Origin of the sequence: Massilia aurea (assembly GCF_014200505.1) — a bacterium.
Lineage (GTDB): Bacteria > Pseudomonadota > Gammaproteobacteria > Burkholderiales > Burkholderiaceae_D > Telluria > Telluria aurea_B.
Genome location: NZ_JACHBX010000001.1, coordinates 492,289 through 514,587 on the forward strand (window position 1 = coordinate 492,289; position 22,299 = coordinate 514,587).

At 62.8% G+C, this 22,299-nt stretch carries 24 protein-coding genes; 13 read left to right on the forward strand and 11 right to left on the reverse strand.

Translation table 11 applies throughout. The features are described from left to right. Positions 1-86 precede the first annotated feature (86 nt). Positions 87-2,717 (forward strand): bifunctional diguanylate cyclase/phosphodiesterase, encoded by a 2,631-nt coding sequence (locus HD842_RS02085; protein ID WP_229424555.1) that lies wholly within the window; start codon positions 87-89, stop codon positions 2,715-2,717. Here the strand turns inward: HD842_RS02085 and xth are convergent. Continuing rightward, a complete protein-coding gene (gene xth / locus HD842_RS02090) occupies positions 2,714-3,481 on the reverse strand; it encodes an exodeoxyribonuclease III (RefSeq protein ID WP_183550314.1) in 768 nt (255 codons plus the stop codon). The genes HD842_RS02085 and xth overlap by 4 nt on opposite strands. Positions 3,482-3,937: 456 nt before the next feature. Here xth and HD842_RS02095 point away from each other — a divergent pair, with 456 nt between their 5' ends. From HD842_RS02095 to HD842_RS02105, 3 genes are all read left to right on the forward strand, one after another. Continuing rightward, on the forward strand, positions 3,938-4,285 hold the full coding sequence (locus HD842_RS02095; RefSeq protein WP_183550317.1) for a hypothetical protein: 348 nt from the start codon (positions 3,938-3,940) through the stop codon (positions 4,283-4,285). Positions 4,286-4,298: 13 nt separating this feature from the next. Next, complete coding sequence (locus tag HD842_RS02100) at positions 4,299-4,487, forward strand: DUF1653 domain-containing protein (RefSeq protein ID WP_183550320.1); 189 nt, start codon at positions 4,299-4,301, stop codon at positions 4,485-4,487. A gap of 62 nt (positions 4,488-4,549) precedes the next feature. Beyond that, a complete protein-coding gene (locus tag HD842_RS02105; protein ID WP_229424556.1) occupies positions 4,550-4,999 on the forward strand; it encodes a hypothetical protein in 450 nt (149 codons plus the stop codon). 135 nt (positions 5,000-5,134) lie between these two features. Here HD842_RS02105 and HD842_RS02110 read toward each other — a convergent pair whose 3' ends face one another. Then, positions 5,135-6,628 carry a leucyl aminopeptidase gene (locus tag HD842_RS02110; RefSeq protein ID WP_183550324.1) on the reverse strand — a complete coding sequence of 498 codons (1,494 nt, stop codon included), beginning with the start codon at positions 6,626-6,628 and terminating at the stop codon, positions 5,135-5,137. A gap of 63 nt (positions 6,629-6,691) precedes the next feature. Here HD842_RS02110 and lptF point away from each other — a divergent pair, with 63 nt between their 5' ends. Genes lptF through HD842_RS02125 form a run of 3 tightly spaced genes read left to right on the forward strand, consistent with a single transcriptional unit; the run spans position 6,692 to position 9,410 of the window. After that, positions 6,692-7,846, forward strand: a complete 1,155-nt coding sequence (lptF, locus tag HD842_RS02115; RefSeq protein ID WP_183550326.1) for an LPS export ABC transporter permease LptF — start codon at positions 6,692-6,694, stop codon at positions 7,844-7,846. Beyond that, a complete protein-coding gene (gene lptG / locus HD842_RS02120) occupies positions 7,843-9,027 on the forward strand; it encodes an LPS export ABC transporter permease LptG (RefSeq protein ID WP_183550329.1) in 1,185 nt (394 codons plus the stop codon). Before lptF ends, lptG begins: the two co-directional genes overlap by 4 nt. 2 nt (positions 9,028-9,029) lie before the next feature. Next, positions 9,030-9,410 carry a sirohydrochlorin chelatase gene (locus tag HD842_RS02125; RefSeq protein WP_183550332.1) on the forward strand — a complete coding sequence of 127 codons (381 nt, stop codon included), beginning with the start codon at positions 9,030-9,032 and terminating at the stop codon, positions 9,408-9,410. Positions 9,411-9,495: 85 nt separating this feature from the next. Here HD842_RS02125 and cobA read toward each other — a convergent pair whose 3' ends face one another. From cobA to HD842_RS02155, 6 genes are read right to left on the reverse strand one after another with little or no spacing between them, the layout of a single operon-like run. Beyond that, positions 9,496-10,215 carry a uroporphyrinogen-III C-methyltransferase gene (cobA, locus tag HD842_RS02130; protein WP_183550334.1) on the reverse strand — a complete coding sequence of 240 codons (720 nt, stop codon included), beginning with the start codon at positions 10,213-10,215 and terminating at the stop codon, positions 9,496-9,498. Positions 10,216-10,230: 15 nt separating this feature from the next. Then, entirely contained in the window at positions 10,231-11,562 is a 1,332-nt protein-coding gene (locus HD842_RS02135) for a sulfate adenylyltransferase subunit 1 (protein WP_183550337.1), read from the reverse strand. Beyond that, a complete protein-coding gene (gene cysD, locus HD842_RS02140) occupies positions 11,562-12,494 on the reverse strand; it encodes a sulfate adenylyltransferase subunit CysD (RefSeq protein WP_183550340.1) in 933 nt (310 codons plus the stop codon). Before cysD ends, HD842_RS02135 begins: the two co-directional genes overlap by 1 nt. Positions 12,495-12,518: 24 nt before the next feature. Beyond that, the gene (locus HD842_RS02145) at positions 12,519-13,235 is read right to left on the reverse strand and encodes a phosphoadenylyl-sulfate reductase (RefSeq protein WP_183550343.1); all 717 of its coding nucleotides are present in this window, start codon (positions 13,233-13,235) and stop codon (positions 12,519-12,521) included. Between the two features lie 3 nt (positions 13,236-13,238). Next, positions 13,239-13,796, reverse strand: coding sequence for a DUF934 domain-containing protein (locus HD842_RS02150; RefSeq protein ID WP_183550346.1), 558 nt, complete (start codon positions 13,794-13,796; stop codon positions 13,239-13,241). Then, positions 13,789-15,477: a nitrite/sulfite reductase gene (locus HD842_RS02155; protein WP_183550349.1), complete on the reverse strand. Its 1,689-nt coding sequence runs from the start codon at positions 15,475-15,477 to the stop codon at positions 13,789-13,791. Before HD842_RS02155 ends, HD842_RS02150 begins: the two co-directional genes overlap by 8 nt. 165 nt (positions 15,478-15,642) lie before the next feature. On the opposite strand from HD842_RS02155, the gene HD842_RS02160 reads away from it, so the two are divergent. The 5 genes from HD842_RS02160 (at position 15,643) to HD842_RS02180 (ending at position 18,745) form a co-directional block, all read left to right on the forward strand. Next, entirely contained in the window at positions 15,643-16,581 is a 939-nt protein-coding gene (locus tag HD842_RS02160; protein ID WP_183550353.1) for a CysB family HTH-type transcriptional regulator, read from the forward strand. A gap of 29 nt (positions 16,582-16,610) precedes the next feature. Continuing rightward, the gene (locus tag HD842_RS02165) at positions 16,611-17,279 is read left to right on the forward strand and encodes a class I SAM-dependent methyltransferase (RefSeq protein WP_229424557.1); all 669 of its coding nucleotides are present in this window, start codon (positions 16,611-16,613) and stop codon (positions 17,277-17,279) included. Next, positions 17,276-17,800, forward strand: coding sequence for a GNAT family N-acetyltransferase (locus HD842_RS02170; protein ID WP_183550359.1), 525 nt, complete (start codon positions 17,276-17,278; stop codon positions 17,798-17,800). The genes HD842_RS02165 and HD842_RS02170 overlap by 4 nt, the downstream gene beginning before the upstream one ends. Positions 17,801-17,830: 30 nt before the next feature. Further along, complete coding sequence (locus HD842_RS02175; protein WP_183550362.1) at positions 17,831-18,277, forward strand: YaiI/YqxD family protein; 447 nt, start codon at positions 17,831-17,833, stop codon at positions 18,275-18,277. Between the two features lie 195 nt (positions 18,278-18,472). Then, complete coding sequence (locus HD842_RS02180) at positions 18,473-18,745, forward strand: hypothetical protein (protein ID WP_183550363.1); 273 nt, start codon at positions 18,473-18,475, stop codon at positions 18,743-18,745. 117 nt (positions 18,746-18,862) lie between these two features. Here the strand turns inward: HD842_RS02180 and HD842_RS02185 are convergent, their stop codons facing one another. Further along, positions 18,863-19,756, reverse strand: a complete 894-nt coding sequence (locus HD842_RS02185; RefSeq protein ID WP_183550365.1) for a LysR family transcriptional regulator — start codon at positions 19,754-19,756, stop codon at positions 18,863-18,865. A 145-nt stretch (positions 19,757-19,901) separates the two neighbouring features. Between HD842_RS02185 and HD842_RS02190 the strand changes: the two genes are divergently transcribed. Then, positions 19,902-20,339: a PACE efflux transporter gene (locus HD842_RS02190; protein ID WP_221290066.1), complete on the forward strand. Its 438-nt coding sequence runs from the start codon at positions 19,902-19,904 to the stop codon at positions 20,337-20,339. A gap of 86 nt (positions 20,340-20,425) precedes the next feature. On the opposite strand, the gene HD842_RS02195 is transcribed toward HD842_RS02190, so the two are convergent. Next, a complete protein-coding gene (locus HD842_RS02195; RefSeq protein ID WP_183550367.1) occupies positions 20,426-21,880 on the reverse strand; it encodes an ATPase domain-containing protein in 1,455 nt (484 codons plus the stop codon). Next, entirely contained in the window at positions 21,877-22,287 is a 411-nt protein-coding gene (locus HD842_RS02200; RefSeq protein ID WP_183550369.1) for a hypothetical protein, read from the reverse strand. The genes HD842_RS02195 and HD842_RS02200 overlap by 4 nt, the downstream gene beginning before the upstream one ends. Positions 22,288-22,299: the final 12 nt, after the last annotated feature.

A 22,299-nucleotide genomic window follows, 5' to 3' on the forward strand; every position in this document is an offset into this window, starting at 1 on the left:
ATTCTCGTCGCGCGAGGCTGGAGTAACGGGGTGTTTACAGGTTATGATTGACCTTCAGTGGTTGCTAATTGGCAACTCACCGGCTCATGATAACCAACAGCTTGCCTGCCTCGACGATGGATGGATTTTCGACCCCGCACGTTCCTGATGTACCGTCCCCCGGCGCGCCTGCGCGTGGCTTAGTGGGCGTGCGCCGCACGGTGCGCGAACAACGCGCGATCTTCCAGCACGCACCGGTTGGCATTGCGGTCACCCAGCCCCACCAGATTCGTTCATTCAACCCGCGCCTGGGCGAAATGTTCGGCTATGCGCAGCATGAAGTCGATACCATTTCGCTGCCGGACGTGTGCGTGTCGCCCGAGGCGTATCACGCCCTGGCCACCGAAGCATTCACCGTGCTGGGGCGGGGCGACATGTTCGAAAAGAGCGAGCAGCAGTTTCGGCGCCGCGATGGCTCGCCCTTCTGGGCGCGCCTGCGCGGCTGCTCGGTCGAACCGGGCGACCGCAGCGCGGGCACGATCTGGATCGTCGAGGATGTGACCGAGGCGCGCCAGGCGGCCAGTGAAATGCAGGCGATCATGACCAACGCGTCGATCGGCGTCATGTTCACCCGTAACCGCGTGATCCGGCGCGCCAATCCTGCCTTCTGCACGATGTTCGGCTATGCCGCCGATGAGCCGATCGGCGTGTCCACGCGCGTGCTGTATCCGGACGAGGAGGCGTACCGCGCGCTGGGCCTAGATGCCTATCCGCAGCTGGCGGATGGCCGGCCGTTTCGCACCGAACGCATCCTCGTGCGCAAGGACGGCGCGCCGGCCTGGGTCCTGATGATCGGCTACCAGGTCAATCCGCTCGACCCGGACAAGGGCACGATCTGGATGCTCGAAGACCGCACCCGCGAAAAGGGCGACGAGCAGTCGCTGCGCGAGGCGCTGATGGAAAATCGCGCGATCCTGAATAATGCGGTGCTGGGCATCGCCGTCGTCGAGAAGGGCCGCACGCTGCACTGCAACCGCAAGATGGAAGAGCTGTTCGGCGCACCGCCCGGCGGCATGGATGGCGCACCGGTACGCGAACTGTATCCGGACCAGGGCAGCTGGCTGGCGGCGCGCGCCGTATCCGAGACGCAGTTCGCCACCGGCCAGGCCCACATGGCCGAGCATGAAATGGTACGCCGCGACGGCACGCGCTTCTGGGCGCGCCTGTCCGGGCGCCTGTTCGACGCCACACTCACGCGCGGGCGCAGCGTCTGGCTGGTGGACGACGTGACGGCCCAGCGTGAAGCGGCCGACGCTGTACGGCGTGCACGCGACGAGCTCGAAGTGCGCGTGGCCGAACGCACGGCCGAACTGGCCGGCGCCAATGCGCTGCTGCAGGAAGAAATCAACGAGCGCCGCCAGGCCGAGGCGCGTGTGCACCACATGGCGTACCACGACAGCCTGACGGGCCTGCCCAACCGCGCCATGCTGTCGGACCGGCTCGATGCGGCGATGCGCAGCGTGGCCAGCGGCGACGAAGCGCACAAGGGCGCAGGCCTGGCGCTGATCTTCCTCGACCTGGACCGGTTCAAGACGATCAACGATTCGCTGGGCCACCTGGTGGGCGACCAGCTGCTGTGCGAAGTCGCGCGCCGGCTGGTACGTTCGGTGCGCCCGGGCGACCTGGTGGCGCGCCTTGGGGGCGATGAATTCGTCGTGTTGCTGCCCGGGGTCGAGGAGGGCGCTGCCGCCGCCGCGGTCGGTGACGCGATCATCGCGGCGCTGGCCTCGCCGTGCGCCATCGAAGGCCGCAGCCTGCACATCTCGCCGTCGATCGGCATCTGCCTGTATCCGCAGGACGGCAGTGACGTCGATACCTTGATGCGTCACGCAGACGCGGCGATGTACCAGGCCAAGGCGGCCGGCCGCAACAATTACCAGTTTTTCACCGAGCGCATGAACCAGGCGGCGGCGCGCCACTTCGACCTCGAATCGAGCCTGCGCGGCGCGCTGGCGCGGGGTGAATTCGAGCTGCATTACCAGCCGATCATGTGCACGGCCACGCGCCGCGTGCACGCGCTCGAAGTGCTGTTGCGCTGGCGCCGCGGGGGCAGTGAACTGGTGGGCCCGGACGAATTCATCCCGATCCTCGAAGAGAGCGGCATGATCATGGCGGTGGGCGAGTGGGTGATCCGCACCGCGTGCACGCAGAATCAGTTGTGGCGCAGCGAAGGGCTGGACGTGGTGCCGCTCGCGATCAACCTGTCGGCGCGCCAGTTCACGCACTACGGCCTGGTCGACTCGATCCGCGGCATCGTGCAGGAAACCGGGATCGACGCGGGCCTGGTGGAATTCGAGATCACCGAGACGGCCCTGATGCAGCATGGCGGCCAGACGCTCGAGACGCTGCGCGAGATGAATGCGATGGGGATGTGCCTGTCCATCGACGACTTCGGCACGGGGTATTCGAGCCTGGCGTACCTGAAGCGGTTCCCGGTGCGCAAGATCAAGATCGACCGCGCCTTCGTGCGCGAGCTGGAAGCGAGCGCCGAGGATCGCGCAATCGTGGCGGCCGTGATGGCGCTGGCAAACAGCCTGCAGCTGGCAGTGGTGGCCGAAGGCGTGGAGACGGAAGGGCAGTACGCGCTGCTGCGCTCGTTCGGCTGCGAGTTCGCCCAGGGCTATCTGTTTGCGCGGCCGTTACCGGCCGCGCAGATCGGCAGGTTGCTGGCCGGTTAGTCGGCCAGCGTCGCCACCACAGGGGCGTGGTCCGACGGCTGCTCCCATTTGCGCGTCTCGCGGTCGATGTGGCATGCGGTGCAGCGCGCGGCCAGTGCGGTAGACAGCAGGATGTGATCGATGCGCAGGCCGCGGTTGCGGCGAAACGCCATCTGGCGATAATCCCACCAGCTGTACTGCTTCTCGGGCTGCTCGAACAGGCGGAAGGCGTCGGCCAGGCCCAGGGCGATGAGCGCCTGTAGCGCGTCGCGCTCGGGCAGCGAGAAGTGGATCCGGCCTTCCCATTCGGCCACGTCGTGTACATCGCGCGCCTCGGGCGCGATATTGTAGTCGCCGAGGATCGCGAACTGCGGGTGCGCGGCCATCTCGGCTGCGACCCAGGTCTGCAGCGCCGCCAGCCAGGCCAGCTTGTAGGCGTACTTGTCGGAGCCGACTTCCTGCCCGTTGGGCACATACGCGCAAATGAAACGCACACCACCGATCGTTGCGGCCAGCAGGCGCTGTTGTGGATCGTCGAAGTGCGGATTGTTGCGTACCACGTCCTCAATCGGCAAGCGGGACAGGATCGCCACGCCGTTGTACGTCTTCTGGCCCGAGAACGCGACCTGGTAGCCGGCAGCGTTGAGTTCGGCGACCGGGAACTTGTCGTCGGTCAGTTTTGTCTCCTGGATGCAGAGCACGTCAACAGGATTGGTGTCCAGCCATTGCAACAAGTGTGCAAGGCGAACTTTCAAAGAATTCACATTCCAGGTGACAATTTGCATCGGTTTATCTACAGTTAACGTTAGAAGTTGCTGGTAACTCAAGTGTGCGCAAGCTAATTGCTTGCCAACAGGCTATTATTAACGAAATTACCGGATTGATTACGTGTCCTGCATGAAATAACGATAGAGTTATCCATGTGTGGTTGGTATAATTACAACACCTGATGACACTATTCATTGGTAGCTTTCCAAAAAGTATTGCCCGATTCGCCCTTCGAGACTATAACTAGTCGGGTCCGGTACTTGTCGCAAAAAGCGACAGCATCGAGGGATTGCTTTTTGGTAATAATAAAATTGCGTAGGTGCAACTTTCATTGTACCATTGGCTGGTCGCGATGTAGCGTTGGTCGACAGCTCACACAGTTGTTTAAAGCCATCGACGTGCGCTAGTGGTACTATTGTGAAATATTGCGTTCAGGAGTTCATCATCCTGGCGCAGAATTGAAAAGGACAGAAATGCGCAGTGCATTTGAAGCATGGGCCCAGCGTGAAGGCCACATCGTTCGCCGCCGCGAAGACAAGCCCGAGGAATACCTCGTTTTCGAGACCCAGCGTCGTTGGGTGATCTGGCAAGCTGCCCTGGCGCATGGCGCCAAGACCGCAGCCGATTCGCCATCGAAGTTCGGCAAGGATGGCAGCCCCGTGCCAGCCATCGCGCCCGACGAAGCGGCAGTGCGCAACAGCGTGCTGAACGAAGTCCTGGACGCCTTCAGTGAACTGGACGAGACCGCCGGCATGGAAGGCGTGCTCAAGGTCATCCAGGGGCTGAAGAAAAAGCAGAAGGCCGAGGCCGAAAAGGTCTGACCCGGTCTGCCGGATGCGTTACCGCCACTACAAGGGCGGCATCTACGAGCTGATGTGCGAGGCGCTGCTGGAATCCGACCACACCCCGGTCATCGTGTACCGGGATGAGGGCGGCGCCGTCTGGGTGCGTCCCCGCGATGCTTTCTTCGATACCGTCACGGTCGGCGGCGCCACGCAACCGCGTTTCGCGCCGCTCGACTAGCACTCACCTCAGTATTTGCGCGCCGCTGCCGTTAAAGAAGCATCTGCTTCTTGATGGTTGCCATGTTGCCTCTATTCCGCCCGTTTGTCCTGTCCGCGCTTGCCCTGTTGGGTGGCTGCGCGACCATGTCCGATTCGCCCATGCAGCAGCTCGAAGTGCGCACGGTGCTCGATTACCGCGAGATCGGTGGGGTCGGCTGCATCCTGAGCAATGACGCCGGCCGCTGGTACGTCATCGCCCCGGGCCGCGTGACCGTCACGCGCAACAAGGGGCCGCTGTCGATCAGCTGCAAGAAGCAGGGCGTGGCCATCGCCGCCGAGACCGTGCAGGCGCAGCTCAACACCAGCAACCTTGTCGGCAACCTGGTCACGACCGCCGGCATCGGCCACTACGTTGACCGCTACTCGGGCGCCGGTTATGGCTACCCGGCCACGCTGACCGTACTGATGCAGCCAGCAGAAAAGTCCGTCGCCGCAGTAGGTGCCGAGCCGGTGGCATCGCGGATGTTTTGACTTCGGCGCGCTGGCCGTAGGGTGGACGGTTACGCCGTCCACGCGGTCAACATCAAGCGGCTTCGTGTTGCCGTGTTGGACTCGTGAACGCGTGGACGGGAAACCCGTCCACCCTACATGATGATGCGTGGGTGATTACACGCGATTCATCAGGAACGTGGTCAGGAGCGGCACCGGACGGCCCGTGGCGCCCTTGGCGGCGCCCGACTTCCAGGCGGTGCCGGCGATGTCGAGGTGGGCCCAGGTGTACTTGCGGGTGAAGTTCTCCAGGAAGCACGCGGCCGTGATCGATGCGGCGCCCGGGGTGCCGATATTGGCCAGGTCGGCGAAGTTCGACTTGAGCTGGTCGTTGTAGATCTCGCCCAGCGGGAAGCGCCAGGCCACGTCGCCAGCCTGCTTGCCGGCCGTGAGCAGCTCGTCGGCCAGCGCGTCGTGCGCGGCGTCGTCGCGGGTGAACAGGCCGCTCGTGTGGTGGCCCAGGGCGACGATGCAGGCGCCCGTCAGCGTGGCGATATCGACCACGACGGCCGGGTTGAAGCGCTCGGCGTACGACAACGCGTCGCACAGCACCAGGCGGCCTTCGGCGTCGGTGTTGAGGATTTCAATCGTGGTGCCGTTCATGGCGGTCACGATGTCGCCCGGCTTGGCCGCGCGACCCGATGGCATGTTCTCGCAGGCGACGACGATGCCGATCACGTTGAGCTTCAGGCCCATCTCGCCGATGGCGCGGAAGGTGCCCAGCACCGAACCGGCGCCGCACATATCGTATTTCATCTCGTCCATGCTCGGACCCGGCTTGATCGAGATGCCGCCCGAGTCGAACGTGATGCCCTTGCCGACCAGGACGACCGGTGCATCGTTTGGCGCGCCGCCGTTGTGGCGCAGGACGATGAACTTCGGCGCTTCTTCGCTGCCGCGCGCAACCGCCAGGAAGCTGCCCATCTTGAGCGCTTCGAGCTGCTTGCGTTCGAGGACTTCGAGGCCAAAGCCGAAGTCGTCGGCCAGCTTGCGCGCCGTTTGTGCCAGGTAGGTCGGGGTGCAGATGTTGGGCGACAGGTTGCCCAGGTCGCGCGTGAGCTTCATGCCGTTGGCAATCGCGGCGGCCTGCGCCAGGGCGGCCTTGGCGCTACCGGCGTCCGGCGTGGCGATGACGACCTTGCGCACGCCGGCGGGTGCCGGTTCTTTCTTGCTTTTCTGCGCGTCGGTACGGTATTCGGCGTCGCTCGAGGCCAGCACCAGTGCCTGCAGCGCCCAGTTCGCGTCGCGTTCTTTCACGCTGTCGAGCGGGAATGCGATAATGGCGTCCGTGGAACCCAGCGTGGCGAACATTTTCAGGGCGGCAGTCGCGCCCGTGGTGAAGCTTTTCTGGGAAACGATCTCGTCAGCGCCCAGGCCGACGAGCAGCACGCGCGCCGCAGTCACGCCCGCAACGCCGCGCAGCAGCAGGGTCGAACCGGGCTTGCCGCTGATGTCGCCGGACTTGACCGCCGCGCTGATCTCGCCATTCACGTCGAGTGCTTTTGCTGCAGCCGACAATTTTTTATTTTCGAACACCGCCACTGCTACACAGCCGGTCTTCGCCGCTGCCAGGGTGTTTTTTGTGTCGAATGCTTTTATGCTAAAGTCCATTTGGTTCTCCGATTCGTTGTTCGCGGCGGACTGCCTAATCTGCAATTATAACGACTCTATTGAATGATCTTCCGACGTTCCCTGCAACGTGAGTTGGCAAGCGCCGCTGGCGCGACCTTCACGGTGCTGTTTTCCATTCTTGTCACCTGGACGCTGATCGCCATTCTTGGCCGCGCGGCGGGCGGCAAGGTCGCGTCTGCCGACGTGCTGTCGCTGATCGTGTTCCGCAGCGCCGAGCTGCTGCCGATCATCCTGATCCTCACCTGCTTCATCGCCGTCGTCGCCGCCGTCACGCGCAGTTACCGCGACTCCGAAATGGTCGTCTGGTTTGCGTCCGGCCAGTCGCTGCTGGCGTGGATCCGGCCCGTGCTCACGCTCGGCCTGCCGATGGTGTTCGTCGTGGCCGCGCTGTCGCTGGTCGTTACGCCGTGGGCCAAGATGAAGAGCGCCGAATTCGTCGAGCGTTTCCAGAAGCGCGAAGACCTGCAGCGCGTCGCGCCGGGCCAGTTCCGCGAATCGAGTTCGAACGACCGCGTGTTCTTTGTCGAGCGCAGCTCGGAAGGCACGACCGTCGTGCAGAACGTGTTCGTCAACAGCGTCGCCGGCAACACGCACTCGGTGGTGGTGGCCAAGCAGGGCGTGATCGAATCGGACGGCAAGGGCGGCCAGTTCCTCGTGCTCAGTAACGGGCGCCGCTACGAAGGCATTCCGGGCCAGGCCAACTTCCAGACGATGGAGTTCGAGCGCTACAGCATGCGCGTGGCCACGCAGGCCCCGATGCTCGGCGCCGACATCCCGGTGGCAGCGTTGTCCACGCCGGCGCTGCTGCTCGCGCCGAACCGCTTTACGCAGGCCGAACTGCTGGCGCGCATCGCCGCGCCGATCACCTGCCTGATCCTGATGCTGCTGGCGATCCCGCTCGGCTTCGTCAACCCGCGCGCCGGGTCGTCGGCCAACATGATCCTGGCGCTGCTGATCTTCTTCACCTATAACAATCTGGTGCGACTGTCCGAGGCCAGCGTCAAGCAGGGCAAGGTCGCCTTCGCGACCGGCTGGTGGCCGCTGCACCTGTTCGCGCTGCTGTGCGTGGCGGGCCTGTTCGCCTGGCGCCTGAACGTGAACCACCCGTACCACCCGCTGGTCATGCTGAGCGCCTTCAAGCGCCGCCTGCGCAAGCCGCAGCCGCTGCACAAGCGTGACGAGGCAGCCGTCGAATGAAAATCCTCCAGCGTTACTTCGCAATCAATATCTTCCAGGCGGTGGCCTTCGTGCTGGCCGCGTTCCTGGCGCTCGTCGCCTTCATGGACCTGACCAGCATCCTGCCATCGGTCGGCAAGAACGACTTCGGCATGCAGCACGCGTTTCTGTACGTACTGCTGCTCGTGCCGGGCAATGTGTACCAGGTGATGCCGGTGGCCGCGCTGATCGGCACCATCTACACGATGGCGCAGTTTGCCTCGAGCTCCGAGTTCACCATCATGCGCGCCTCGTCGATGTCGACCCGGCATGCGGCCTGGATGCTGTTCAAGATTGGCGCCATCTTCGTCGTGGTGACGTTCATTTTCGGCGAGCTGATCACCCCGCGCACGGCGCCGATCGCCGAGCGCATGCGCCTGACGGCCAAGGGCGGCTCGGTCTCGGCCGAGTTCCGCTCGGGGATGTGGACCAAGGACAGCGTCCACGAAAACGGCGTGCGCGGCGCCATCACCGGCTCACGCTTCTTCAACGTGCGCCGTATCGCGGGCGACGGCCAGCTGGAAGACGTGCGGCTCTACGAGTTCGACAACAATATGCGCATGCGCTCGCTCGTGACGGCGGCGCGCGGCACCTATGGCGGCAACAACACGTGGCGCCTGACGGATGTCACGGAAACGATGTTCACCAACAGCCGCGAGTTGCCGGCGCCCGGTTCGGCCGTGCCTGAAGGGCAGACCATCCAGAGCACGTATGGCCAGGAAACCGCGGCCATTGCGACGCGCAAGCTGGCCACCTACACGCTGGCGTCCGAGATCACGCCGAAGATCCTGTCGGTATCACGCTCGGATCCCGAGCGCATGTCGGCGGCCGAGCTGGCCGTCTACACGCGCCACCTGGCCGAGAACAAGCAGGAGACGGAGCGCTTCAAGGTCGCGTTCTGGAAAAAGGTCATCGATCCGTTTTCAATCTTCGTGCTGATGGCGCTGGCGCTGCCGTTCGCTTACCTGCACACGCGCAGTGGCGGCGTGAGCCTGAAGATCTTCATCGGCATCATGATCGGCGTGAGCTTCCTGCTCATCAATTCCCTGTTCTCGCACCTCGGTGTGCTGACCATCCTGCCCGCGTTCTTCACGGCGCTGGCGCCCAGCCTGTTATTCCTGCTCATGGCGCTTGGGGCGCTGTGGTGGGTGGAGCGACATTAAGCATGACGACAATGAGACGTGGTTTGATCCTGTTTGCCCACGGCGCGCGCGCTGCATCGTGGGCGGTTCCTTTCGAGCGCTTGCGCGACCAGACGCGCGAGCGTGTGGCCGGTGCGGTCGTGGAGCTGGCATTCCTGGAACTGATGACGCCGAGTCTTCCCGATACCATCGACGCCATGCGCGCGCAGGGCATCGACGACATCACGGTGGTGCCGGTGTTTCTGGGGAAGGGTGGGCACTTGCTGCGTGATTTGCCCGCGCTGTGCGATGAAGTGCGCGCGGCGCATCCGGCGTTGACGCTCAATGTCGCGGGCGCCATCGGGGAAGACCCGGGCGTGCAGCGGGCGATGACGGATTATTGCGTCAACTCGTTGGGTGGTTGAACGCGTGGACGGGATACCCGTCCACCCTACCTGTTGCCTTGACACCGTAGGGTGGACGGATTTTCCGTCCACGCGTTCAACGACATCAATCCGGCTGGTGCTCGCGCCGCGCCAGCGCTTCGCCCATCATGACCAGCACGGGCCCATGGCCAGGCTCCAGGCCACGTGCCAGGTCCGTCAGCGTCAAACGCAGGATGCGTTGATCGACGCGGCTGCAATTTTCCACCACGACCACCGGCAGATCGGCACGTCGGCCCTCGGTCAGTAACCGTTCGGCAGTGGCCGCCGCTTCACGCCCGCCCATGTACTGGACCAGCGTATCGGTTTCAGGCAGGGCAGGATGATCCGGTTCATCGGGCGCGGTGCTCGACGTGAAGAACGCCACGCTGCGCGCCACACCACGCTTGGTCAGCGGCTGCTTGGTGGCCGCCGCGGCAGCAACGGCGGTGGTAATCCCCGGCACCACTTCGACCTCGATGCCTTCCGCTTCCAGCGCACGGAGTTCTTCATCGGCGCGGCCAAACAGCATCGGGTCGCCGCCTTTGAGACGCACGACCAGCGCATACTTGTGTGCGCACTCGACGATCTGGCCGTTGATCACCGTCTGCGCCATCGACCGCTGCCCCGAGCGCTTGCCGACCGAAATTTTATCGGCCCGCTCGCACAACGCCAGCATCTCGGGCGTGACCAGTGCGTCGTACAGCACCACGTCGGCGGCTGCCAGCAGGCGCGCCCCGCGCACCGTGATCAGGTCGGCCGCGCCGGGGCCTGCTCCCACCAGATAGACTTTGCCCAGTGCCGCCATACCGCCCCTTCGTTGTTATGCGTCGATGCGGATCATACCTGCGGCCACGGTCTGATGGGTGACTTCGTCGATCAGGATGAACGCGCCCGTCGCCCGGATCGCATCGTAGGCATCGGCCGCCAGCGGCTGCTGGACAGTCAGTTGCACGCGCGCGATGTCGTTGAGCTTGAGGCCCTCGGCCGGATGGCGCTGTTGCGTGTTCACGTCCAGCAGCGTGTCGATGCGCGCGAACTTGGCCGCCGTCTGGCGCGTGCCATGCTTGAGCCAGTACTTGCGGCGCAGGTCGAGCGGCTCGTCGGCCATCCAGCAGACGTCGGCCGTGACTTGCTTGAGCAAGGTCGCCGGCTGCGTGCTACCGGCCAGCATGTCGCCGCGCGAGACGTCCACGTATTCGTTCAACACCAGCGTGACCGACTGGCCGGCTGTGGCCGACTGCAGCGAACCGTCGAACGTGACGATCTCTTTCACCGTTGCGCTCTGGCCGGATGGCTGCACGACCAGCGTATCGCCCACGTTCACAACGCCCGATTCGATGCGGCCCATATAGCCACGGAAGTCCTTGGCCGCATGGCCGTTGTGGCGCGCCACCAGCTGCACCGGGAAGCGGAACGGGGCGCTGTGCGATTCGTCGTAGACCGACAGCGATTCGAGCAGATCGATCAGCGTCGGGCCGCTGTACCACGGTGTGTTCGTCGATTTTTCCACCACGTTGTCGCCGGTGAGCGCCGACAGCGGAATCGCCGTGATGTCCTTCAGGCCCAGCGAGGTCGCAAACTGTTGGTACTCGGCGACGATGCGGTCGTAGATCGCCTGGTCATACCCGATCAGGTCCATCTTGTTGACGGCCACCACGACGTGCTGGATCTGCAGCAGTTTCGCGATGGTCGAGTGGCGTTTGGTTTGCGTGAGCAGGTCGACGCCGCCGTCTTCGCGCAGCGTGACCTTGGACACGTCGATCAGGATGATGACGGCGTCGGCGGTCGATGCGCCCGTGACCATATTGCGCGTGTACTGCTCGTGGCCCGGCGTGTCGGCAATGATGAACTTGCGCTTGGGCGTGGCGAAGTAGCGGTAGGCCACGTCGATCGTGATGCCCTGTTCGCGCTCGGCTTCGAGGCCATCGGTCAGCAGCGACAGGTCGATCGTGTCGCCCACGGTGCGCTTGTGCTTGGCGCGCGAGACGGCGGCCAGCTGGTCGGCAAAGATGCCCTTGCTGTCAAACAGGAGGCGGCCGATCAGCGTGCTCTTGCCATCGTCGACCGAGCCGGCAGTGATGAAGCGCAGCAGCGAGCGGTTGGCTTTGGTGTCGCCGTTGGCGTTGGCGTTGAGATCAGTCATGGCGTTCATCAGAAGTATCCTGCTTTCTTGCGTTTTTCCATCGAGGCTTCGGAGGTCTGGTCATCCATGCGCGTGGCGCCCCGTTCGGTGATGTCGGTAATCGCCGTCTCGGCAATGATGTCGGCCAGCGAATCGGCGCTGGAAGCCACCGGGCAGGTGCACGAGATATCGCCCACGGTCCGGAAGCGCACGGTGCGGTTCTCGACCGTCTCGCCATCGCGCGCCGGGGTCAAGGGCGTGAGCGGTACCAGGAGGCCATTGCGCTCGATGACGTCGCGCTGGTGCGCGAAATAGATCGACGGCAGCGCCAGTTTCTCGCGGGCGATGTATTGCCACACATCGAGTTCTGTCCAGTTCGAGATCGGGAACACGCGCATGTTTTCGCCCGGATGCACGCGGGTGTTATACAGGTCCCACAGTTCGGGGCGCTGGGCTTTCGGGTCCCACTGGCCGAATTCGTCGCGGAACGAAAAGATGCGTTCCTTGGCGCGGGCTTTTTCTTCGTCGCGGCGCGCGCCGCCGATGCAGGCATCAAAGCCGTGTTCAGCGATGGTTTCCAGCAGCGTGACGGCCTGGGCCGCATTGCGCGAATCGGTGGCCGGGTTGCGCAGGCGCACCGTGCCGCGGCGGATCGATTCCTCGACGCTGCCGACGATCAGGCGCTCGCCCAGCTCAGCGGCGCGGGCGTCGCGGAAGGCAATCACTTCGTCGAAGTTGTGGCCGGTGTCGATGTGCACGAGCGGAAACGGGAAGCTGCCCGGGCGGAAGGCTTTCTCGGCCAGGCGCAACAGGACCACGGAATCCTTGCCGCCCGAGAACAGCAGGGCGGGGTTGCTGCATTCGGCGGCCACTTCGCGCAGGATGTGGATCGCTTCGGACTCCAGCGCGTCCAGGTGGGCGGCGTTCACTTCGTTAAAGATATTCTCGGTAACAGATGTCATGGCGGTGCCTGTTGTTGTTGTGGCTTAGGCAGCCACGGATTTGATGCGAATAAGTTTGCCGTCAACCACGTGCAGCCCGCATTCTTTCGATTCCGGGTTTTCCCACCACCAGCGGCCGGCGCGCAGATCTTCGCCGGGCTGCACAGCGCGGGTGCAGGGTTCGCAGCCGATCGACGGGAAGCCCCGATCGTGCAGCGCGTTGTACGGCACATTGTTCGAGCGCAGATAGTCCCAGACGTTCTCTTCGCTCCAGTCCGTCAACGGATTGAACTTCTGCATGGCGTGGCTCAGATCGTCTTCCTGCACCGCCAGTTCGGCGCGCGTGGCCGACTGCGCGCGGCGCTGGCCCGTGATCCAGGCGCGCTTGCCGGCCAGTGCGCGGCCCAGTGGCTCGACCTTGCGGATGCGGCAGCATTCCTTGCGCATGTCCACGCTTTCATAGAACGCGTTCAGGCCGTTCTGCGTGACGTAGCGCTCGACCGCCAGCGGGTCGGGACGGAACAGCGCGATATCGTAGTCGTAGGTGTCCTTGACGCGGTCGATCATCGCCAGCGTCTCGGCATGCAGGCGGCCTGTCTCGAGCGAGAAGATCGCAATCGGCAGTTCTGCCTTCAGGATCAGGTCGGTCAGCACCATGTCTTCTGCCGCCAGGCTCGATGCGAACACGGCCGGCGTGAAATCGCGGGCAATACGTTCCAGGATCGCGTGGGTCTCGTCCACGCGGCGATGCAGATCGCTCATGGGTTACTCCTGGCTGACAACGTCGCTTGAGGCCGGCAGGGTTTCCCGCGGCACGCGGCGGAACAATGGCACCGGATTGTCGATCGACGCCTGGTAGGTTTCGGAAAACACCGACAAGCCCTTGAGCGCATCGTGGATGCTGCGATCCTGGCGGGTGGCGAAGGCATCGAAGCCGCAGCGCTGCATCTGGAACAGCTGGTCGCGCAGCACGTCGCCGATGGCCCGCAGTTCGCCCGTCCAGCCCAGGCGGCGGCGCAGGTTGAAGGCCGTCGAGTAGCCACGGCCATCGGTGAACTTCGGGAAGTCGATCGCAATGACCGCAAAGCGGCCCAGATCGTCCTTGATGCTCTCCGCGCGTTCGTCCGGTGCCAGCCATACGCCGAGCTCGGCGCGCGCCTCCAGCACAGCACGCTGGGCCAGCCAGACGGTCAGCGGCACGATGATCTTGCCGGCCGGGACCTCGATCGTCTCGGCTGCATCGGTTTCTGCAAGACGCAGCACGCTCCAGTCGTCGGCGACGACTTCGCGGCCCTTGATGATCTGTGGGTGAGCGTCAAGCATACTGATCTTCCTTCGCGGGTTCGCCGGCCGGAATCGGCGTGGCATACACATGTTCCTTGAACGGGGCGATGCCCAGGCGGCCCACGGTGTCGACAAAGCGCTCACCCTCGATCCGACACTGGACATACGTCTCGAGCAGGCGCCCGATGACTTCCGGCATTTGCGGCGCCGAGAACGACGGGCCAATGATCTTGCCGATGGCCGAGGTGTTGCCCTGGGCGCCGCCGACCGACACCTGGTACCACTCGCTGCCATCCTTGTCCACGCCCAGGATGCCGATATTGCCGACGTGGTGGTGGCCGCAGGCATTGATGCAGCCCGAGATGTTCAGTTCGATGTCGCCGATGTCGTGCTGGAAGTCCAGGTCGTCGAAGCGCTCGGCAATCGCCGCGGCAATCGGCAGCGACTTGGCATTGGCCAGCGAGCAATAGTCGCCGCCAGGGCAAGCAATGATGTCGGTCAGGAGGCCAATGTTTGGCGTGGCCAGGCCCTGCGACTTGAGCAATTGCCACAGCGCGAACAACTGGCTTTGCTCGACATCGGCCAGCACCAGGTTCTGCTCGTGCGTCACGCGCACTTCGCCAAAGCTGAACTGGTCGGCCAGATCGGCCACGAAATCGAGTTGCCCGTCGGTGGCGTCGCCCGGCGGCACGCCGGTTTTCTTCAGCGACAGCAGCACGGCAGCGTAACCCGGCACCTTGTGCGGCTTGACGTTGCGATCGAGCCAGTTGGCGAACGGTTTATTGTCCGGCTGCGAAGCGACCACGTCGATCGTCTCGAGCGTGCGATAGGCGTGCGGCTGGAACCACTTGGCAACGCGGTCGAATTCTTCCTGCGTCAGCGTTTCAGGGCCATCCTTCAGGTCGGCCCATTCGGCTTCGACCTGGCGCGTGAATTCCTCGACGCCCATGGCCTTGAGCAAAATCTTGATGCGTGCCTTGTACTTGTTGTCGCGACGACCGTTCTGGTTGTACACGCGCATCATGGCTTCGGTGTACGTCAGCAGGTGCTGCCATGGCAGGAACTCGCGGATGACGCTGCCCAGGATCGGCGTGCGGCCCATGCCGCCACCTGCCATGAACTTGAAACCGACTTCGCCGGCTTCGTTGTGCACAACCGTCAGGCCGATATCGTGCACGGCAATCGCTGCGCGGTCTTCGACTGCGCCATTGATCGCGACCTTGAACTTGCGGGGCAGGGCGGCAAATTCCGGGTGGAAGGTGCTCCACTGGCGCAGGATCTCGGCGAACGGACGCGGGTCGATGATCTCATCGGCCGCCACACCGGCAAATTCGTCGGTGGTGATGTTGCGGATGCAATTACCCGAGGTCTGGATGGCGTGCATCTCGACGGAGGCCAGGTCGGTCAGGATGTCCGGGGTCTGCTCCAGCTCGATCCAGTTGTACTGGATGTTCTGGCGCGTGGTGAAGTGGCCGTAGCCGCGGTCGTAGGTGCGGGCGATGTGACCGAACATGCGCACCTGGGCGCTCGACAGCAGGCCGTACGGCACGGCGACGCGCAGCATGTAGGCGTGGCGCTGCATGTACAGGCCGTTCTGCAGGCGCAGCGGGATGAATTCTTCTTCGAGCAACTCACCGCTGAGGCGGCGCGCCACCTGATCGCGGTACTGGGCGATGCGCTCGCGCACGATGAGGTGGTCGTACTGGTCGTAACGATACATTGGCTTGTTCCGGTAAGGGCGGATAGTGCACGCCCATTCAATAATGTTCCGATGATACGGAGATCGGCTTATATTCCAAACTACGGATAATTTATTTGCTTATATACGTAACCCGAATAAGCATCTTAAAATGCTGTTCGCAGAGCCAACAAGAATATTTACAGAATGAACCTCCACCAGCTGCGCTTCGTGCGCGAGGCCGTACGCCAGAACTACAACCTGACCGACGCCGCCAAATCGCTGTTTACCTCGCAGCCGGGGGTCTCGAAGGCGATCATCGAGCTGGAAGAAGAGCTGGGCGTCGACATTTTCACGCGCCACGGCAAGCGGATTCGCGGCCTGACCGAGCCGGGCCGGCTGGTGCTGCAGTCGGTCGAGCTGATCATGCAGGAGATCGAAAGCCTCAAGCGCATCGGCAAGGAATACGCCGCCCACGACAGCGGCAGCTTCACGATTGCCACCACGCACACGCAGGCGCGCTACATGTTGCCGAAAGTGGTGCAGGCCTTCATGCAGAAGTACCCGAAGGTGCGCCTCTCGCTGCTGCAGGGTAATCCGAAGCAGATCGCCGACATGGTCAAGAGCGACCAGGCCGACCTGGCCATTGCCACCGAGGCCATCACGACGATCGACGGCCTGATCACGTTGCCGGCCTACCAGTGGGAACACGTGGTGGTGGCACCGCCCGAGCACCCGCTGTTCAAGTCGCGGGCGATCTCGCTCGAAGAAATCGCCAGCTACCCGATCATCACGTATGATGCCGCCTTCGCTGGACGCAGCAAGATCGATCACGCCTTCGGCCTGCGCAGCCTGAAACCCGACGTGTTGCTCGAGGCGATCGACGCCGACGTGATCAAGACCTACGTCGAACTGGGCATGGGCATCGGCATCATCGCCGGCATGGCCTTCGACGCCGAGCGCGACCGCGGCCTGCGCGCGATCCCGGTTGGCCACCTGTTCGGCATGAACACGTCGCGCGTGGCGATCAAGCAGGGCGCCTACCTGCGCAGCTATGTGTACACCTTCATCGAACTGCTGACGCCGACACTGAATCGCAAGATGGTCGAATCGGCCATGCGCGGTGGGGACAATTACGAACTTTGATGCACAACGACATTTCAATGGAAACACCGATGGACAAGAATCCGCTTATCGCCTACTACGACAGCATTGCCGCTCACTATGACAACGCAGCCGCCGAGGTGGCCGACGAGCAGCTGGAAGACCTGGACGAAGCGCGCGAGCAAATTTCCACGCTGCTGGCCGGCCACCGCATCCTGGAGCTGGGCTGCGGCAGCGGCGCCTGGACCGAGGTGCTGGCCGAGACAGCCGAGTCGATCGTCGCCACCGACGCCAGCGCCGCGATGCTCGAGCTCGCGCAAATGCACGGCGAGGACCTGGACAATGTCGAATACCGCCTGATGGATGCACTGGCGCTGCCGGATAGTCTGGGCACGGGCGAGGACAAGTTCACGGCCGTGTTCCTGGGCGGCCTGTGGGCGCACCTGACCCGCAAGCAGCAGGACGATCTGCTGCAATCACTGAAAAAGCGCCTGGGCAAGGATGTGCTGCTGGTGCTGTTCGACGACAACTACGTCGAAGGCGAGAGCGCCGTCACCGTGCGCACCGATTTGCTGGGCAACACCCACGAATTCCAGCTCGACGCCGACGGCAAGCAGCATGAACTCGTCAAGAACTACCCGACCGACAGCGCGCTGCGCAAGCGCGTGGGTGTGGCCGGACGCGAGATCCGCGTGGCACGCTGGGAGTTTTATTGGGTGCTGACCTGCCGCTTGAAATGACCGTGCCGTTGCAGCCAGCCGACAGCCGCTTTGCGATCGAGCGTGCAACACGCGAGGATCAGGTGCTGTTGTTCCGCATGCTGCAGTTCTATTACTTCGAGGCGACCCAGTGGAGCGGCGAAGACTTGCTGGAAGATGGGCTGTTCGAGTCCGACCCAGCTGGCGTGGCATCCTACTGCGAGCCAGACGGCGTGGACGCAGCCTGGCTGTTGAAGGTAGATGGCCACCCGGCCGGTGTCGTGTTGGTCGAATTGATCCCGTTCGAAGGTGGACAGATTCGGGAGTTGGCCGACCTGTTCGTCATGCCGAAGTACCGCGGTCTCGGCCTGGCCGAGGCTGCTACGCGCAAGATCGTGCCGGGTCACGAAGGGCCGTGGTTGGTTTCGGTGTTTCGCAAGGATGAACGTGCGCTGCGTTACTGGCAGGGCGCGTTTGCGCGGTTGCCGTTCAGGTCGGTCCAGCCCGGGCCACACCATGCGCTTTTTCATCAGTTCATCATCAATGGTGATGTGCCCGACTGATCTTTTAGAACAACTCACTTCATTCTTATCATGCACATCTGGGTCGATGCCGATGCCTGTCCTGGCGTTATCAAGGACATCCTGTTCCGGGTAGCGGAGCGCACCCAGTTGCCCGTCACGCTCGTGGCCAATCAGTTGATGCGCGTGCCGGGCTCGCGCTTCATCCGCGCGCTGCAGGTGCCATCGGGCGCCGATGTGGCCGATGCCGAGATCGTCGAGCGCGTGAGTCCGGGCGACATTGTCGTCACCGGCGACATTCCGCTGGCGGCGCTGGTGCTGGAGAAGGGCGGCCTGCCGCTCAATCCGCGTGGCGACTGGTACACGAAGGACACAATCGCGCAGCAACTGACGATGCGCGCCTTCATGGAAGAATTGCGTGGCAGCGGCGTCGATACGGGTGGACCGGCGGCGTTCAGCCAGGCCGACAGCCGCAATTTTGCCAATGCGCTCGATCGCGCGCTGGCGAAGCGGAAATAAATCCCGTCTTACCAATGACAGGTTCGCGACGAACGGCAGCGCTTGCGTCGCCATGCCGGCGAACATACGAGCTACGATCGTACCCAATAAATGTAAGCATTTGTTAAGTCGGTCAACAGCTTGGCGAGCTCATCGTTGATAGGTCAGTAGCATGGAAAACATGCACTTCCAAACCACTACCCAAGGAGCTGCACCATGAAAAAATTGACTGTTACCCTGATTGCGGGTCTGTTTGCCAGCGCTGCCTTCGCCCAGACGCCAGCAACGTCAGAAGCGCACGCTACGACGGACACCAAGACCCCGAAAGCCGCATTTGTCCCTAACGAGAATCTGAAGGGCAGCACGCAAACCGACGGCAAGCTGGTCAAGAAGGTCAGCAAGGCTGATGCGAAAGCGGTAGCACGAGCCGACAAGGAAGCCGAGGCAACGGCGAAAGCCGAGAGCAAGGGCGACGTCAAGGCAAAGTAAAGGCGCGGGGAACGGTGCAAACCGGGACCCATGCAACACCTGTATCAGCGGCGGCAAGACCGGATCATCGTTTGGCCGCATGAAAAAACCCGCGAATGTCGCGGGTTTTTTTACGCATCAACCCTCACCCTCGTGGTACTGCGCGAACAGCAGCCCCACGAAATCGACGACCGCCCTGACGCGCGCAGTCGTTCGCACCGTGCGATGCATCGAGAGCCAGATGGCCTGATCCAATTCGGGAATATGTGCAATTGCCGGGACAAGGCCATGGGCTTCGCTTGCCAGAAACGAGGCCAGCACACCCAGGCCGGCGCCATGCGTCACACCATCAAGGATGCCAAGGCCATAGCTGCAGCGCATCCAGGGCGCAGGGGCACCGGGCAGCGCCCGTAACCACTGGTCGGACTGGAACTCGGCACGTGGTTCGTCGAAGCCCACGAATGGCACGCCGGTCCAGTCCTGGTTCGCTATGGCGGCAGCGTAACGCGTTGCGATCGCCTGACTACCATACAGTCCGAACGACAGCGTGCCGACCTGGCGCGCGACCAGGTCGAGCTGTTCGGGCCGGTAAGGACGAATTGCGATATCGGCTTCGCGCCGTGCCAGGTTATACGGCCGGTGGGAGGTAACGATCTCGACCTCCACATCCGGATAAGCGTCATGAAACGGTGCAAAGCGGGTAGTGAGGAAGTACGAGAGCCATTCGTCGGTATTGATGCGTACCACGCCCGACGCGGAACTTGCATTCTGCCGCGCCTGTGCATGCTCGACTTCCAGGGCAATATCGCTCATCTGTTCGGCCAGTGCGAACATGTCCACGCCAAACGTCGTTGGAACGCAGCCACCTTGATGGCGCTCGACAAGCTTCTGGCCGACCGCTTCTTCGAGCTGGTCGAGCCTTCGCGACAGGGTCGCAGGGCTCAATCCCGCCCTTCGCGCAGCACCGCGCAACGTGCCTTCCTGCGCGATGAGTGACAGCAAGCGCAGGTCATCCCAGTTCAAGTGTTTCATATTTGCACCATGATGCCTCAGTTTCTTGGCTATGTGTGCATTTATAGACTATGGGATGATCCTGCCTTGCTTGCCGGTCCAGCGTTTGAACGTACCGCTCGATGTCTGCCTGCCGTCAGCTCCACCAACAATAACAAGGATTTACATGCGTACATTCGCCGATCGCGTGCGGCACGCGCTTCTTTTCGAGGCGATGGCTCTGGCCATCTTTATCCCGGGCTCTGCAGTCCTGTTCGACCAGCCCGTGCAGGACATGGGCGTCATCGGCATTTTCTCGGCCACCATCGCCACACTCTGGAATTTCGTGTTCAACGTTGGATTTGACCGCGCCATGCTGCGTCTGCGCGGCAGCGTCGAAAAGACGATGGCGATCCGTGTCACGCATACCTTCCTGTTCGAAGCCGGCCTGGTTGCCATGCTGATCCCGCTGATCGCATGGTATCTGGGGATTGGCTTGTGGGCTGCGCTACTGATGGATATTGCTATCGTGACGTTTTATCTGGTCTACGGATTTTTGTTCAATCTTGCATATGATCGCTTGTTTCCGGTTGCCAGCACGGCAGCGCCCGCGCAGCCCTGCTGAATAGTCGAACACCCATGCGTGCCCGCATGGAGACCGATCGCCGCAATGTGCCACCGCACGATCGCCAGGTCCCGCTGGGCCGTTCGTCAGCTTCGCTCATGCGGGCGCGGTTGCCCCGTCAGGATGCCTGTGTAGTTTTCCAGCGTGTCGCCGACTTGGATGTCGCCGTCGCGAATGTCGTAGAAATGCAGGTGATCGCTGTGTGCGCTGGCGCGAACTTTGACCACCGACAGCACCCGGCGCAGACGGCCGTGCAGTTCGATATAGCGCTGCATCAAAATCGCATCGGCCAGGAAGGCGTTGCCATACGAAGAAAAGCGCAGATCGGTATAGCGGTCTTCGGTCTCGGCGGTCATGAGTACCGTCACGCCCAGCTGCGTCAGCGATGCCACCAGCCGGTAGAGGGACTCGCGGAAGTCTTCGCGAAATACCGAGGCCAGCGCCATTTCAAAGCCGGACAGCGAATCGATGACGACCCGCTTCGCCTTCATCTTGACGATCATGTCGATCAGGTCATGCAGCACTTCGTCGAGCGACAGATCGAGCGTGCGTGTGTTGATCACGCCGGCGCTGCCGCTCTCGACCAGTGCATCGAGCCGCTGGCTCATCAGTTGATTGGGACTTTTTTCAAAGGCGGCGATGATTCCCGGTTCGCCGATGCGGGCGCCTTCTTCGAGAAATTGGGTGGCCAATACTGTCTTGCCGGAACCCGACGGGCCGACGACCAGCATCGAATACCCGGCCGGTAGCCCACCACCGAGCATGGTGTCGATCGCAGGCACCCCCATCGACAGGCGCTGTGTCGGCTTGAAGCGCACTGGTGCGCCGAGCGCTTGCCGGACCATTGCGCGCGGGAAGATGCGCAGGCCCTGGTCGTCGATGCGAAACGTGTGCATGCCCAGGCTTTGCGCGTGGCCGCGCAGTTTGACAACCTGGATCTTGCGTACCAGTGCATCGCGGTGTACCAGCTGGGACAGCCAGATGATGCCATCGGCAACCGTGAACACGGGACTCGACTCTTCTTCGGGCACCAGGTATTCGCCAATCAGGAAGGTCGTCGCCAGCCAGCTCGTCATCTGCATGCCCAGCTGCTGGACAAAATGCTGCAAGCCTGCGGGACCGTCGTCAAGGCCGCGCGCAGTCTGCACGACGGAGCGGAACGAATCGACAAACACGAGGCTTGCGCCAAAGGCGCGGACTTCTTCCGTGATGCGGGCGAGCACGGCATCGAAATTTCCCTCAAGCAGATCGGCCGAGAGGTTGACGAACCTGATCGAGTCATCGATTTTGTCGGGATCGAAAAAAGGGAACTGTTGCTGATAGCGCAGCATCTTGAGCGCGGGTTCGCCCAGCACGGTGAAGAAAATTGCACGTCGTGTCGGACTGGCCAGTGAAAACATGATCTGGTGTGCCATTGTCGTCTTGCCGCTGCCGGGCGTTCCTGCAAGCAGGTTGAACGAAAACTCGGGCACGCCGCCACCCAGCAAGTCATCGAGTCCGGGCACGCCGGTCGCCAGCAGGCGGATAGTTACTTTGTTCATTTTGATGGCTCCGGTACATCTTCTACAGCGAGCGTCTTCCAGGCCGACAGGAGGATGCGATTGGTTACGAGTTCGCCGACCAGCAGGATCAGGGTGTCGGCGAAAATATGCAGCAATGCGGCGCTGGCGTGTTCCGATTCTTCGATGTCGCGGCTGGCCAGCAGGGTCGACAGATGGGTGAGCGCGCCGGTGCCGGCGTGTTGCGCTTCAGCCAGCCATGGATGGCGTGGTACGAGTTCATGCATGCATCTGACCAGCAGCGACGCGAAGCCCTGGTCACCAATGATCTTGCCGAGCGCTGTGGCGATGCTCGTCCACAATGTCACGCTGGATTCACCACGTTGTGCAAGCACCAGCACGGCGCGCTCGATCAGCGCGTGTCGCTGGAGGGTGAGGGGAGCCGTCATGGACATTTCCTG